At 64.1% G+C, this 12713-nt stretch carries 13 protein-coding genes and 1 tRNA gene; 9 read left to right on the top strand and 5 right to left on the bottom strand.

Annotation, left to right across the window (positions count from 1 at the left end):
- The first annotated feature begins 78 nt into the window (after nt 1–78).
- On the top strand, nt 79–780 hold the full coding sequence (locus AB8841_RS16630) for an ArsR/SmtB family transcription factor (RefSeq protein ID WP_370436940.1): 702 nt from the start codon (nt 79–81) through the stop codon (nt 778–780).
- A gap of 10 nt (nt 781–790) precedes the next feature.
- Here AB8841_RS16630 and AB8841_RS16625 read toward each other — a convergent pair whose 3' ends face one another.
- From AB8841_RS16625 to AB8841_RS16610, 4 genes are all read right to left on the bottom strand, one after another.
- The gene (locus AB8841_RS16625; RefSeq protein ID WP_370436939.1) at nt 791–1090 is read right to left on the bottom strand and encodes a hypothetical protein; all 300 of its coding nucleotides are present in this window, start codon (nt 1088–1090) and stop codon (nt 791–793) included.
- Nucleotides 1091–1095: 5 nt separating this feature from the next.
- On the bottom strand, nt 1096–2610 hold the full coding sequence (gene gatA / locus AB8841_RS16620) for an Asp-tRNA(Asn)/Glu-tRNA(Gln) amidotransferase subunit GatA (RefSeq protein ID WP_370436938.1): 1515 nt from the start codon (nt 2608–2610) through the stop codon (nt 1096–1098).
- Between the two features lie 121 nt (nt 2611–2731).
- Nucleotides 2732–3019, bottom strand: a complete 288-nt coding sequence (gene gatC / locus AB8841_RS16615) for an Asp-tRNA(Asn)/Glu-tRNA(Gln) amidotransferase subunit GatC (RefSeq protein WP_370436937.1) — start codon at nt 3017–3019, stop codon at nt 2732–2734.
- 224 nt (nt 3020–3243) lie between these two features.
- On the bottom strand, nt 3244–3945 hold the full coding sequence (locus AB8841_RS16610) for a metal-dependent hydrolase (RefSeq protein WP_370436936.1): 702 nt from the start codon (nt 3943–3945) through the stop codon (nt 3244–3246).
- Nucleotides 3946–4076: 131 nt separating this feature from the next.
- Between AB8841_RS16610 and AB8841_RS16605 the strand changes: the two genes are divergently transcribed.
- The 6 genes from AB8841_RS16605 to AB8841_RS16580 all read left to right on the top strand — a co-directional run bounded on the left by AB8841_RS16605 (nt 4077) and on the right by AB8841_RS16580 (nt 9288).
- Nucleotides 4077–5342 (top strand): ABC transporter substrate-binding protein, encoded by a 1266-nt coding sequence (locus AB8841_RS16605; RefSeq protein WP_370436935.1) that lies wholly within the window; start codon nt 4077–4079, stop codon nt 5340–5342.
- A 2-nt stretch (nt 5343–5344) separates the two neighbouring features.
- Nucleotides 5345–6316, top strand: a complete 972-nt coding sequence (locus AB8841_RS16600) for a carbohydrate ABC transporter permease (RefSeq protein ID WP_370436934.1) — start codon at nt 5345–5347, stop codon at nt 6314–6316.
- The gene (locus AB8841_RS16595) at nt 6313–7137 is read left to right on the top strand and encodes a carbohydrate ABC transporter permease (RefSeq protein WP_370436933.1); all 825 of its coding nucleotides are present in this window, start codon (nt 6313–6315) and stop codon (nt 7135–7137) included. Before AB8841_RS16600 ends, AB8841_RS16595 begins: the two co-directional genes overlap by 4 nt.
- 15 nt (nt 7138–7152) lie before the next feature.
- Nucleotides 7153–8286, top strand: a complete 1134-nt coding sequence (locus AB8841_RS16590; protein WP_370436932.1) for an ABC transporter ATP-binding protein — start codon at nt 7153–7155, stop codon at nt 8284–8286.
- 189 nt (nt 8287–8475) lie between these two features.
- A complete protein-coding gene (ruvX, locus tag AB8841_RS16585) occupies nt 8476–9036 on the top strand; it encodes a Holliday junction resolvase RuvX (RefSeq protein ID WP_370436931.1) in 561 nt (186 codons plus the stop codon).
- Nucleotides 9037–9214: 178 nt separating this feature from the next.
- Nucleotides 9215–9288, top strand: a tRNA-Gln gene (locus AB8841_RS16580).
- 508 nt (nt 9289–9796) lie between these two features.
- Here the strand turns inward: AB8841_RS16580 and AB8841_RS16575 are convergent.
- Nucleotides 9797–10108: a hypothetical protein gene (locus AB8841_RS16575; protein WP_370436930.1), complete on the bottom strand. Its 312-nt coding sequence runs from the start codon at nt 10106–10108 to the stop codon at nt 9797–9799.
- Here AB8841_RS16575 and AB8841_RS16570 point away from each other — a divergent pair.
- Together AB8841_RS16570 and AB8841_RS16565 are read left to right on the top strand one after the other, a co-directional pair.
- Complete coding sequence (locus tag AB8841_RS16570; protein ID WP_370436929.1) at nt 10107–11429, top strand: hypothetical protein; 1323 nt, start codon at nt 10107–10109, stop codon at nt 11427–11429. The genes AB8841_RS16575 and AB8841_RS16570 overlap by 2 nt on opposite strands.
- Nucleotides 11426–12703 (top strand): glycosyltransferase family 2 protein, encoded by a 1278-nt coding sequence (locus AB8841_RS16565; protein WP_370436928.1) that lies wholly within the window; start codon nt 11426–11428, stop codon nt 12701–12703. The genes AB8841_RS16570 and AB8841_RS16565 overlap by 4 nt, the downstream gene beginning before the upstream one ends.
- The last annotated feature ends 10 nt before the right edge of the window (nt 12704–12713 follow it).

Genomic DNA, 12713 nt, shown 5'->3' with positions numbered 1-12713 from the left:
TCGTCGCTCCGGAACGCTTCGGCCGCGACCGAAGCGTTCCCGGCTGACCGGCGTCCCGCCCTGCCCTATGATCGGCCCATGACACCCATCGTTTCAGGCATCGTCCTTGCCGAAACCGCCGCCCTCATGGGCGACGTGGCGCGCGCCAACATTCTCTCGTCCCTCATGGACGGCCGGGCCCTGACGGCGAGCGAACTCGCTTGGCACAGCGGCGTGAGCCCGCAGACCGCGAGCGGTCACCTCGCCAAGCTCAGCGAAGCCCGCCTGATCTCGATGACGAAACAGGGCCGGCATCGTTATTCCCGGCTCGCTTCCCCCGAGGTGGCCCAGGCCATCGAGGCCCTGATGGCGGTCGCCTCCTTCGGGCCGGGGCGTCACCGGCCGACGGGACCGAAGGACGAGGCCCTGCGCCGGGCCCGCACCTGCTACGACCACTTGGCCGGCCGGCTTGGCATCGCGCTGACGGATGCCCTCACGGCGCAGGATCATCTGGTGCTGTCGGACAGCGCCGGCGCCCTGACCGAGAAGGGCCGGCGGTTCCTCTGCACCTTCGGGGTCGAGCTGGAGAGTGGACCGAAGGACAAGCGCGCCCTCTGCCGGACCTGCCTCGACTGGAGCGAGCGCCGCCCACATCTCGCGGGCCGCCTGGGCGCGGCGCTCTGCACGAGGATGTTCGAGTTAAGCTGGATCGAGCGCATCAAGGACAGCCGTGCCCTGGCGATCACGGCGCAGGGCCGCGACGGCCTGCGGGCGATATTCGGAATCGACGGGATCGCGTGAGCGGCGGCGTTCAGCGCTTCGCCACGCGCCGCGCCCCATAGGCTAGGGCCGCCCAGATGACGGCCGCCAGGAAGCGCACGGGAAAGAGCGTCAGCGCATCGCCCCGGACCGGCGCGATCCAGGGGATGCCGAGGCTGCTGATGGCCCAGGATACGAGGATCGACAGGCCGAGCGCCGCGAAGGCCGCGATCGCGACCTTGCCGAATTGATCGGCCTTCCAGCCGAGCCACACGGCCACCAGGATCAGCACCGGATCGAAGGCGGCGGGCAGCCAGTCCCAGAGATGGATGACGGGAACGGTGGGACCCACGGTCTTCAGGCCCACCAGGGCCGGGGCAGCGCGATGCGGCCGGCGGCCTCCTCGATCGCTTGACCGACGGCGAAGAGGGTTTCCTCGTCGAAGGCGCGGCCGATGAGCTGAAGGCCGAGCGGCAGGCCCTGCGAGTCGAGGCCGGCCGGAACCGCGAGGCCCGGCAGGCCCGCCATGTTCACGGTCACGGTGAAGATGTCGTTGAGGTACATCTCGACCGGATCGCCCGAGCCCTTCTCGCCGATGCCGAAGGCGGCGGACGGCGTCGCGGGGGTCAGGATCGCATGGACCCCTTTGGCGTAGACCTCTTCGAAGTCGCGCTTGATGAGCGTGCGGATCTTCTGAGCGCGCACGTAATAGGCGTCGTAATAGCCCGCCGAGAGCACATAGGTGCCGATCATGATGCGGCGCTTGACCTCGCGGCCGAAACCGGCGGCACGGGACTTCTCGTAGAGGTCGACGATGTCCTTGCCGTTCTCGCGCAGGCCGTAGCGCACGCCGTCGTAGCGGGCGAGGTTCGAGGACGCCTCGGCCGGGGCCACGATGTAATAGGCCGGCAGCGCGTATTTGGTGTGCGGCAGGGAGACCTCGACGATCTCGGCGCCGGCGGCGCGCAGCCACTCCGCGCCCTGCTGCCAGAGCGCCTCGATCTCCGGCGACATGCCATCGGCGCGATATTCCTTCGGAATGCCGATCTTCAGGCCCTTCACCCCGCGCGAGACGGCGGCCTCGAAATCGGGAACCGGAAGATCGACGCAGGTCGTGTCCTTGGCGTCGGGCCCGGCCATGGAGCGCAGCATGATCGCGGCGTCGCGCACCGTGCGGGCGATGGGGCCTGCCTGATCGAGCGACGACGCGAAGGCCACCGTGCCCCAGCGGGAGACGCGGCCATAGGTCGGCTTGATGCCGACCGTGCCCGTGAAGGCGGCGGGCTGGCGGATCGAGCCGCCGGTATCGGTCGCGGTCGCGCCGAGGCACAGATGCGCCGCGACGGCGGCCGCCGAGCCGCCCGACGAGCCGCCGGGGACGAGATGCGTGCCTTCGATCTCACCGGAGGCGCCCGCGCTCACGTTCGAGCCCTCGCGCCGCCAGGGCGACACCACGGGCCCGAAGGCGCTGGTCTCGTTGGAGGAGCCCATGGCGAACTCGTCCATGTTGAGCTTGCCGAGCATCACTGCGCCGTCGTTCCAGAGATTCCGGGTGACGGTGGATTCGTAAGGCGGGTTGAAATTGCCGAGGATCCTGGAGGCGGCGGTGGACACCACGCCTTCCGTGCAGAACAGGTCCTTGATGCCCAGCGGAATGCCTTCCAGCGGGCGGGCCTCGCCCTTGGCGATCTTCTCGTCGGAGGCCTTGGCCATGGCGAGCGCCTTCTCGGGCGTCTCGAGCACATAGGCGTTGAGCGCCCTCGCCTTCTCGATGGCGGCGATATGCGCCTGCGCGAGCTCGGAGGCCGAGAACGTCTTGGCCTTCAGACCGTCGCGGGCCTCGGAAATCGTGAGATGGGTCAGTTCGGTCACGGGACTGGATCTCTTGTCTCGACGTCACGGCCGGCTTGTCCCGGCCATTCACGCCTTATTCTGCGGGAGATCCCCGGGTCGCGCTTCGCGGGCCCGGGGCGGGTCGAAAAAGGCCGGCGCCTTATTCGACCACCTTCGGCACCAGGAAGAAGTTGTCCTCGGTCGCGGGGGCGTTCTGGACGATCTTGTCCGCATAGCCGCCGTCGGTCACGCCGTCCTGGCGCTTCTTCATGGCCATGGGCGTCACGGAGGTCATGGGCTCGACGCCGTCCACGTTCACTTCGTTGAGCTGCTCGACGAAGGCGAGAATCGCGTTGAGTTCACCCTGGAGGTGAGGCACGTCCTCATCCGTCACGGCAATGCGCGCCAGATGGGCGATGCGGCGGACCGTTTTCTCATCGACCGACATGAATGGTCATACCCCTTGGAAATAGCGTCCGCGGGCTATAGCACCCGCCCGCCTCGGGGGGCAACGGCGGATATCAAACGCCAATTGCCCACCCCGATACCGTCATGCCCGCAACAAATGCGGGCATCCCCGTCTTCTCACCCGCAAAGGCGTGAATGGCCGGGACTGATCCCCGGATCAAGTCCGGGGACGGCCATGACGAGGAAAGGCGGCATTCGACCGGTTCAGATCCTCACGGCCACGGTCTTGTGCGGCACCACGACCTGGACGCCCTTCCCCTCCAGGGCCGCTACGAAGCGGTCCGCATTGGGCACGAGCGGCGGGAAGGAGGCGTAATGGCAGGGAATGACCGCCTTCAGGTTGCTGAAATAGCGCTCGACCGCGAGCGCCGCGACCTCGGGGCCCATGGTGAAGCGGTCGCCGATCGGGACGATCGCAACGTCCGGCTGGTGGATCTCGGCGATCAGGGCCATGTCGCCGAAAATGTCCGTATCGCCCATGTGGTAGACGGTCGGCTCCCCCGGAGCCTTCACGACGATCCCGTTGGCGGAGCCCAAGGGGAAGTTCACGTCCATCTCCACGAGGCCGGACGAATGATCCGCCCGCACCAGGGTGACGGTGAAGCCGTCCTGGTCCGTGGTTCCGCCCGTGTTCATGGGATCGACGTTCTGCACCCCCTGCTTCGTCAGGTACATGCACAGCTCGAAATTGGTGACGACCTTCGCGCCCGTCGCCTTCGCGATCTCCACCGTATCGCCCACGTGATCGCCGTGGCCGTGAGTGAGGAGGATGTGACTCACCCCCTCGATGATCTTCGCCCGGTCTCCCTCGAAAGCGGGATTGCCGGTGAAGAACGGGTCGATGAGCACGGCTTTGTCGGCGAAATCGAGCCGGAAGGCGGAATGTCCATACCAAGTGATTTTCATGTGGGCACCTTCGCTGAAACGAGCATGAAGATGGGGCAAGGCCGTCGGTCGGCCACGTCGCAGAGGAACAAAACCAAGCCCCTGGGCTTATCAAGCTAAGCAATAACCACCAAGCATGCTGGAGGATAGCCATGTCACGCCTGATCGCCAGCCTCACCTTTGCGGCCGGCCTGTTCGCCACGGTGAGCGCTTCCGCCGCCGAGATTTCCATTTCCTGCAGCGCCCTCGGCAAGGAATACGAGATCTGCAAGCAGGGCGTCGATGCCTGGGCCAAGAAGACCGGCAACACGGTCAAGATCGTCTCGACGCCGAACTCCGCGACCGAGCGCCTGGCGCTGTACCAGCAATTGCTCGCCGCCGGCGCGGGCGACATCGACGTCTTCCAGATCGACGTCGTGTGGACGGGCATTCTGGCGGGGCACCTGCAGGACCTGACCGCGAAGGCCCGGGGCGAGATCGGCCAGCACCTGCCCGCCATGGCGGAAACGAGCGAGGTGAACGGCAAGGTCATGGCGATGCCTTGGTTCGCCGATGCGGGCCTGCTCTATTACCGCAAGGATCTGCTCGAGAAATACAAGCGTCCGGTGCCGCAGACCTGGGCGGATCTGACCGAGACCGCGCGCATCGTCCAGGAGGGCGAGCGCAAGGAGGGGAAGAACGATTTTTGGGGCTATGTCTGGCAGGGCCGCGCCTATGAGGGCCTGACCACCAACGCCCTCGAATGGATCGCCTCCTACAACGGCGGCACCATCGTCGACGAGAAGGGCGAGATCACGGTCGAGAACCCGAAGGCCGCCGAAGCGCTCAAGACGGCGGCGGGCTGGGTCGGCAGCATCACGCCGGAGGGCGTGCTCAACTACACGGAAGAAGAAGCCCGCGGCGTTTTCCAGGCGGGCAATGCCGTCTTCATGCGCAACTGGCCCTATGCCTGGGCGCTGGCGCAGGGCGCGGACAGCACCATCCGGGACAAGGTCGGCATCGCGCCCCTGCCGAAGGGCGGCGCAGACGGGCGCCATGCGGGCACCCTGGGCGGACAGCTCCTCGCCGTGTCGAAATACTCGAAGAACGCCGACACCGCCATCGACCTCGTCCTCTACCTGACGGGTCCGGAGGAGCAGAAGCGCCGCGCGGTTCAAGGCTCGTTCAACCCCACCATCGTGTCGCTCTATGGCGATGCCGACATCGCCAAGGCGAACCCCTTCATCGGCGAGCTGGCGGACGTCTTCTCGAACGCCGTCGCCCGCCCCGCGACGGTCACCGGCCAGAATTACAACAAGGTCTCGACGGAGTTCTTCAACGCGGTCCATCAGGTGCTCTCGAAGCGCGCCCAGCCCGAGCAGGCCCTGAACCGCCTCGACCGGGACCTGAAGCGGATCAAGCGCAACGGCTGGCAATAGCCATGCCGGGCGCTGCGCTCCACGCAACCGGGCCTGCGCGCGACGCGGCGCCGTCGGGCCGCTCCGCCCTGACCCGCTCGCGCGTCAGGGCCGCATGGCTCTTCATCGCGCCGAGCCTGATCGTGCTTGCCCTCATCGCGGGCTGGCCGCTCGCGCGGACCATCTGGTTCAGCTTCACGGACGCCAATCTCAGCAACCTTGGCGACTACCGGTTCATCGGTTTCGAGAACTATATTGCCAACTACGACGGCGAATGGCTCGGCCTGCTGACCGATCCCGACTGGTGGCGCTCGGTGTGGAACACCGTGTGGTTCACGGCCGTCTCCGTGTCGATCGAGACCGTGCTCGGCACCGTCGTGGCGCTGATCCTGAACGCCTCCTTCCCGGGACGCGGCGTCATGCGCGCGGTCGTGCTCATCCCCTGGGCGATTCCCACCGTGGTCTCCGCGCGCATGTGGAACTGGATGCTGCACGACCAGTTCGGCGTGATCAACGACCTGCTCTTGCGCCTCGGCCTGATCATGGCACCGATCGCCTGGACCGCCAACCCGGACACCGCGTTGTGGACCGTGGTGATGGTGGACGTGTGGAAGACCACGCCCTTCATGGCGCTCCTCATCCTCGCCGCGCTCCAGATGCTGCCGGGCGACATCTTCGAGGCCGCGAAGGTGGACGGGGTCCATCCGGTCAAAGTATTCTTCCGGGTCACGCTGCCGCTGATCAGGCCGGCCCTCCTCGTCGCCGTGATCTTCCGCGCGCTCGATGCGTTACGGGTCTTCGACCTGATCTACGTGCTCACCGCCAATTCGCGGGACACCATGTCGATGTCCGTGTTTGCGCGCCAGCAGCTCGTGGACTTCCAGGAGGTGGGCCTCGGCTCCGCGGCCTCCACCCTCATCTTTCTCATCATCGCCCTCCTCGTCGCCGTCACCATGGTGGCGGGACGGGTCCGGCTGGGAGGGGAGACGCGATGAGGCTTCTCGCACGCATCGGGTTCTGGCTGCTTGTGATCGCCATCGGCCTGTTCTCGATCTTCCCGTTCTACTACGCGGTGATCTCGTCCTTCCGCTCGGGGACCGAACTGTTCTCCGTGGCGTATCTTCCGGAGCGGCTGGATGTCTCCAACTACGTCGCCGTGTTCGCACGCCAGCCCTTCGGCAAGAACATCGCCAACTCCGTCATCGTGGCGGCCTCCGTGGTGGCCCTGTCGCTCGCGCTCGGCCTCACGGCGGCCTATGCCTTCGGGCGCATCCGCTTCCGGGGCCGCTCGCTCCTGCTCATGACCATCCTGGCGGTTTCCATGTTCCCGCAGGTGGCGGTTCTGTCGGGCATGTTCGAGCTGATCCGGACCTTGGGCCTCTACAACACCCTGCCCGGCCTGATTCTGGCCAATCTCATGCTCACCCTGCCCTTCACGATCTGGGTGCTCACCACCTTCATGCGCGAGCTGCCGAAGGAGATCGAGGAGGCGGCCTTCGTCGACGGCGCGACGCCCTGGATCGTGGTGCGCCGGGTCTTTCTGCCGCTCATGATGCCGGCCGCCGTCACCACGGGCCTTCTCGCCTTCATCGTGTCGTGGAACGAGTTCCTCTTCGCCCTCACCTTCACCCTGACGAACGAGCGGCGCACGGTGCCGCCCGCCATCGCGCTCATGAGCGGCTCGACCGCCTACGAACTGCCCTGGGGCACCATCATGGCAGCCTCGGTGATCGTGACGCTGCCCATCATCGCCCTGGTGCTCGCCTTTCAGCGCAAGATCGTGGCCGGGCTCACGGCGGGCGCCGTCAAGGGATAGCTTAAGGACTGTCAGATGGCTGATGTCGCTCTCAGGAATATCCGGAAATCCTTCGGCAGGGCCCGTGTGATCCACGGCGTCGATCTCGAGATCGGGGACGGCGAGTTCATCGTCTTCGTCGGTCCCTCGGGCTGCGGAAAGTCGACCCTCTTGCGCCTGATCGCGGGCCTCGAGGACATCACGTCCGGCGATCTCTACATCGGCTCGGAGCGCGTGAACGATCTGGCTCCCGCCAAGCGCGGCATCGCCATGGTGTTCCAGTCCTATGCGCTCTATCCGCATATGAACGTCTACGACAACATGGCCTTCGGGCTGGAGCTTGCGAAATCCTCGAAGCCCGAGATCGACGCGAAAGTGCGCGAGGCCGCGCGCATGCTGCAGATCGAGAACCTGCTCGACCGCAAGCCGCGCCAGCTCTCCGGCGGCCAGCGCCAGCGCGTCGCCATCGGTCGCGCCATCGTGCGCGACCCGAAAGTGTTTCTCTTCGACGAGCCGCTGTCGAACCTCGACGCGGCGCTTCGCGTGCAGACCCGCATCGAGATCGCGAAACTGCACGCGGACACCCGCGCCACGATGATCTACGTCACCCACGATCAGGTCGAGGCGATGACGCTCGCGGACAGGATCGTGGTGCTCAACGCAGGGCGCATCGAGCAGGTGGGCACGCCGCTCGAACTCTATCACCGCCCGGCCAATCTCTTCGTCGCGGGTTTCCTCGGTTCGCCGCAGATGAACTTCATTCCGGGCCGGATCTCGCGGCTCGGCCAGGATGGCGTGGAGGTGCAGCTCCCGGCCGGAAGCACGATCGCCGTCCCCGTCCCGGGCGACACGTTGCGGGCGGGCGAGCCCGTCACCCTCGGAATCCGCCCGGACCATGTGAGGATCGCGGGCCAGGGCGCCCTCGCCGGCCGCATCGCGCTGGTGGAGGAGCTGGGCGAGAATCATCTGATCTATGTGGATGCGGGCCTGGAGCGCCCCCTCACGGTTCGCGAGCCCGGCGACGCGCGCCACGCGGCAGGCCAGGAGGTCTCTCTCGCGTTCGCCCCGGAATCCTGCCACCTCTTCAGGGAATCGGGCGAGGCCCTGCCGTCCCTGGCCGCGGGCATGAGCCCTCCCCCGTCTCCGAAGCTCGGCAGTAGGGCCGCCTGAGCGCGGGACCCCGACGTCAGCATCGGACAGAGATCGAACCCACATCCGATGCGGTCAGTCTATGGTCTTGAGCATCTTTTCACGCAAAGCCGTTTCCCACTTTCGCGCCCGATGCTCTTGGCCCCATCTCGACGCCGCCCGACTTCCTCTATACTGGCTGGCTCGAACCAGCGACGCGAGGAGGCGCCCATGATCTCGAAGGACGACGAGCTGACCGCCTTCATGGACGCGTTGAGCCCCCGGGCGCGCCTCATGGGCGTCGATCTCGGCACCAAGACCATCGGCTTGGCCCTCTCGGATGTGGAGAGGCGGATCGCGACGCCGCTCGAGACTCTCAAGCGGATCAAGTTCACGCCTGACGTGCAGCAGATCAAGGCCCTGACGGAGCGCTACGAGGTCGGCGGATTCGTGTTCGGTCTGCCCCTCAACATGGACGGCTCCGAAGGCCCTCGCTCCCAGGCGACCCGCGCCTTCGTGCGCAACCTGAAGCCCCTTCTGCCTCTGCCGGTGCTGTTCTGGGACGAGCGCATGTCCACCATGGTGGTCACCCGCACGCTCCTGGATGCGGATACCTCCCGCGCGAAACGCGCCGACGCGGTGGACAAGATGGCGGCCGCCTACATCCTGCAGGGAGCCCTCGACCGCTACGAGCGAATCCTGGCAGCCGCGGAAGCGGCGGAGGACGAGGCCGCATACCGCTCCGATTCGGGCCTTGATGCACCGCCGGAGAGCGGTGCGCTGGACGACTGAGCTCCCTCGCAAGCGCCAAGCTTCGAGGCTCCGTCATTCAGATGTCAGAAAGCCGTCGAATGGGGTTGACGCCCCAGAAAAAGCAGCCTATCTGACCCTCGTCCACGACGCTGATTGAAAAACTTTCGCCCCGGATTGAAAACAGTCCAAAAAAGGCGAATGATTTCAAAGAGTTTGGTGGGGGATAGTTTAATGGTAGAACAGCGGACTCTGACTCCGTTAGTCTTGGTTCGAATCCAGGTCCCCCAGCCACTCTAAGTCGTTAGAAATCAAAACATTTTTATGGAATTGTCATAAACCCTGCGGCCCTGCCACACGGATGACACTGCCCCGCACAGGGCTTGCTCTGCAAAAGAGATCGTTGGAGCCACTCATGCTCTTGCAGGTACTCTTGCGGGTTCGACAGCCTGCGCGATCGGGCATACGCCACATCCCTAACGTCCGTCAGACTGGCCCTGAAATGTCCAACTGAAACTGATGCCCAGTTGACCTGAGCGTGTCATGACTCGGCACGATGGGCCGAATATCTGAACCTATGCGAGAGCATCGGACGCGCGAAGCGGGACCCGGTTTTGCGGGAAAGAATACTCGAAAACATGGACTGATTGCATCGGATGTGGGGTCGATTTCGCGTCCAATGCTGGAGCTGCTGTTCAGCGATGAATGCTGCACCATTGGCGGTCGCACCCATCGACGAGGAGCGCGGACCACGCTGTATCGACGAACGCTCCCAAACGGCCCGCTCCCCCAGACTGGGCATTCATGTCGACGTTCGAACGGAGGCAGCCTCTCGTTGGTTGGTCGCGCCCAAGGGTCGGTGCATTCGGCGCAAGTTCTTAAAATCGCCACGCTTCTCTTGATAGACGGTCAGCTCATCCTCGAGCTCGCGCACCGCAAGCTTCGCCGCCTCAACAGACCGCATCGATAAGCCGCATTTTTCCCATTCATCTCTGCCGCGTAGGGCATTGCGCTCAAAGCTGGGAGCCGAGCAGCACACTTGGCTGGCAACGGCCGTAGAGAAATATTCGACGGACATTATGACATCACTGCTTGCCAGATCAGCCTTATCCATGAGCGGGGCCGTTTCTTCACCTGAGCAACTCGCCGGCCAAATTCTTGCCGCTTGGCGTGACGCCGGAATTACCTGGAAGCTGCGGGCACGCTGGTTTCCGCGTGTGCCGGTCTATCTCGATGAAATTTTCAGCCTCCTCTTCGAGCCCGCAGACGATGACGACATCGATGCGATCCTGTTCTCCGATGAACGGCGCTCCGCGCCCTTGCACAACATCCGCGATTTCGTCGGTGGGCTTCAGGTCCCGATGATCGATCTCGGAGGTCGAGCCGGAGACTTTGCCGACGCGCATTTCGACCTCATGGAAGCCCGCACTTGGGCCGAAACGGCTCGGCGTATCATCAAGTTCCGCCAGGGGCGTGAAGCACTCGCACCCCAGTACCGCCATACCGTCGACCCTGACTTGCAGATTTTGGCGCATATGTATGTCTCGGGTCGCCAGTTGCGCGGCATGCGATATCCACTCACCCCAGAGGCCATTTGTTATCCTGGCTTCCCTTCTGCGAGCCACATCATACCGATCGCAGAGAGACTGGCCCTTCGGGGCCTCCTTAAGAAAACTTTCTTTGATCGGCTCCATGAATGCCGGACCTGCCGCTCACGCCGCTTGAGTGTCCGGGAAGAATGTCCGTCCTGCCGTTCCGCAGATCTACGCGAGACGTCGCTTATCCATCACTTTCACTGTGCAGCGCTGCTGCCCGAAGGCGAGTTCCGCCAGGGGACAGCACTGCTCTGCCCGAAGTGCAGGCGCCAATTGCGCAATTACGGTAAGGATTATGACCGCCCCGGCGACGCCTTTATCTGCAACACGTGCGATGCAACCTCCTCGGAACTGGAAGTCGGATTCATTTGCCTCGACTGCAATTCTCGTATGGATGGCGAGGGGGCCGAGCGGGTCGATCTTCATAGCTACTCTTTGACCGATGCGAGCACAGCGTTCCTTGAAGGTGTCACCTCTGCGCCCGCCGCGTCGATGCCCATTTCGCTCCAACGCGAGATCGCAAGAATTCATGGAATGGCGGACGCTCAGGCTGCCGTTGCCGAGGTCAGATTTGCGAGAAAGGACGAGCTCATCGCCAGTCAGGGGCGCACCATCTTCGAAAAGTCGCGCGACCTGCTTCTGGAGGACCTCCGCAACCAGCTCGCAAGCGTAGGTTCATTGCATGTTGGCGAGGACGTATCCTACGTCTTGGTGGAGCGCTTTGACCCCGAGATCGAACGGGAACTCCGTACCATCATTGCACGCAGCGAAGATCTCCTCCGGCATAAGCTCGAGGTGCGACTGACGATATCCCAACGTCTCGGACGAGCAACACCGTGAACACGCTTGAGGTCGGTTTTGCCTTCCTGCTGAGCCAGACGACCCTCAGCGTCCTGTCGGTCTTCTGGTACACCCTGATCTTCGAATTTCCTCGCTATATCATGCCGTTCGTGGTGGCCGGGTTCACGATGCGCTCGCCGGGCATGGATGCCACTCCCACGGCAGCTCCAGCCATGGATCAACCCAGCATCAGCGTAATCCTGGTCGGCCATAACGAGGAAAGTGCGCTCGAGGCCTGCGTGCGCTCTTTGCATGAACAGTCGATATCCGGCTTCGAGATCGTCATCGTGAGCGATGGATCGACCGACCGCATGAGAGACATGGCCCGCGGCCTTGTCAAACGGGGCCTCGCGCATCACGTCCTTTCAACCGATCTCAGGGGCGGCAAGTCCAGCGGCATCAATCTTGCATGCGCCATCGCAACCGGCGAGATCATCGTCAACGTGGATTGTGACTGCTCCTTCGACCGCTACGCCATCGAGCGTCTCATCGAGCCGCTGGTCGATCCGCGCGTCGGTGCCGTCTGTGGCGATATCGCTCCTCGAAACAGCTCCGCGAGCGTCGTGACTCAGTTTCAGGAGATCGAGTATCTGCAATCCATCTCCGTGGGTAAGCGTATCGCGAGCGCCCTCGACCAGGTTGTCTGCGCCTCGGGAGCGTTCGGGGCTTTCCGACGCAAGGCGCTTGATGACATCGGTGGATTTGACGTTGGCGGCGGCGAGGATCTCGACACGACCATCCGGCTACGGCTCAAGGGCTGGCGTATCGCGTATGCGCACGACGCCATTTGCTACACCGATGTTCCGAGCACCCTGTACCAATATATTCGCCAGCGACTGCGTTGGGAACGCGATGCGATCTGGATCCGCTATCGCAAGCACGCGAAGCTGATGAATCCCTTCTCTCCCGCCTTCCGGCTGAGCGAAGCTATCCATCAATGGGATTTTGGCCTGTTCAATGTCGTTGGTGCCTTCATCCTCCCGGCCTATCTTGTCTTGCTTTTCCTGCAGTATGGTTCCTTCACGCCCGCCATTCTGATAGCGATGCAAATCGGCCTTCTCGCGATCGACATCCTCGTCCTCGCGGCTTCAGCCTGGTGTACGGGCCGCCCGGTCTTCCTGCGAAATCTCCTCTTCCTGCCGGGTTACTCACTGTTCATGACCTACATCATGCGGCCGGTCAGGCTCGCCGCCTACATCGATGAATTGGCGTTTTCCGGCTCGCACCGGGACAACTACACACCCGTGAAAGTTCGCACGCAACGCCCTTGGTAGAACGGAAATT

It is taken from the genome of Microvirga sp. TS319, from assembly GCF_041276405.1.
Taxonomy (GTDB): Bacteria; Pseudomonadota; Alphaproteobacteria; order Rhizobiales; family Beijerinckiaceae; genus Microvirga.
The sequence above is the reverse complement of the archived record's forward strand: the minus strand, read 5'-3'. Positions and strand labels throughout refer to the sequence as shown.

Bases quoted from the DNA above. Each gene is read 5' to 3' on its own strand.
- AB8841_RS16600 (WP_370436934.1), top strand. From the start codon at position 5,345: ATGCCGGGCGCTGCGCTCCACGCAACCGGGCCTGCGCGCGACGCGGCG.
- AB8841_RS16575 (WP_370436930.1), bottom strand. From the start codon at position 10,108: ATGGATAAGGCTGATCTGGCAAGCAGTGATGTCATAATGTCCGTCGAA.
- AB8841_RS16630 (WP_370436940.1), top strand. From the start codon at position 79: ATGACACCCATCGTTTCAGGCATCGTCCTTGCCGAAACCGCCGCCCTC.
- ruvX (WP_370436931.1), top strand. From the start codon at position 8,476: ATGATCTCGAAGGACGACGAGCTGACCGCCTTCATGGACGCGTTGAGC.
- gatC (WP_370436937.1), bottom strand. From the start codon at position 3,019: ATGTCGGTCGATGAGAAAACGGTCCGCCGCATCGCCCATCTGGCGCGC.
- AB8841_RS16610 (WP_370436936.1), bottom strand. From the start codon at position 3,945: ATGAAAATCACTTGGTATGGACATTCCGCCTTCCGGCTCGATTTCGCC.
- AB8841_RS16595 (WP_370436933.1), top strand. From the start codon at position 6,313: ATGAGGCTTCTCGCACGCATCGGGTTCTGGCTGCTTGTGATCGCCATC.
- AB8841_RS16605 (WP_370436935.1), top strand. From the start codon at position 4,077: ATGTCACGCCTGATCGCCAGCCTCACCTTTGCGGCCGGCCTGTTCGCC.
- AB8841_RS16570 (WP_370436929.1), top strand. From the start codon at position 10,107: ATGAGCGGGGCCGTTTCTTCACCTGAGCAACTCGCCGGCCAAATTCTT.
- AB8841_RS16590 (WP_370436932.1), top strand. From the start codon at position 7,153: ATGGCTGATGTCGCTCTCAGGAATATCCGGAAATCCTTCGGCAGGGCC.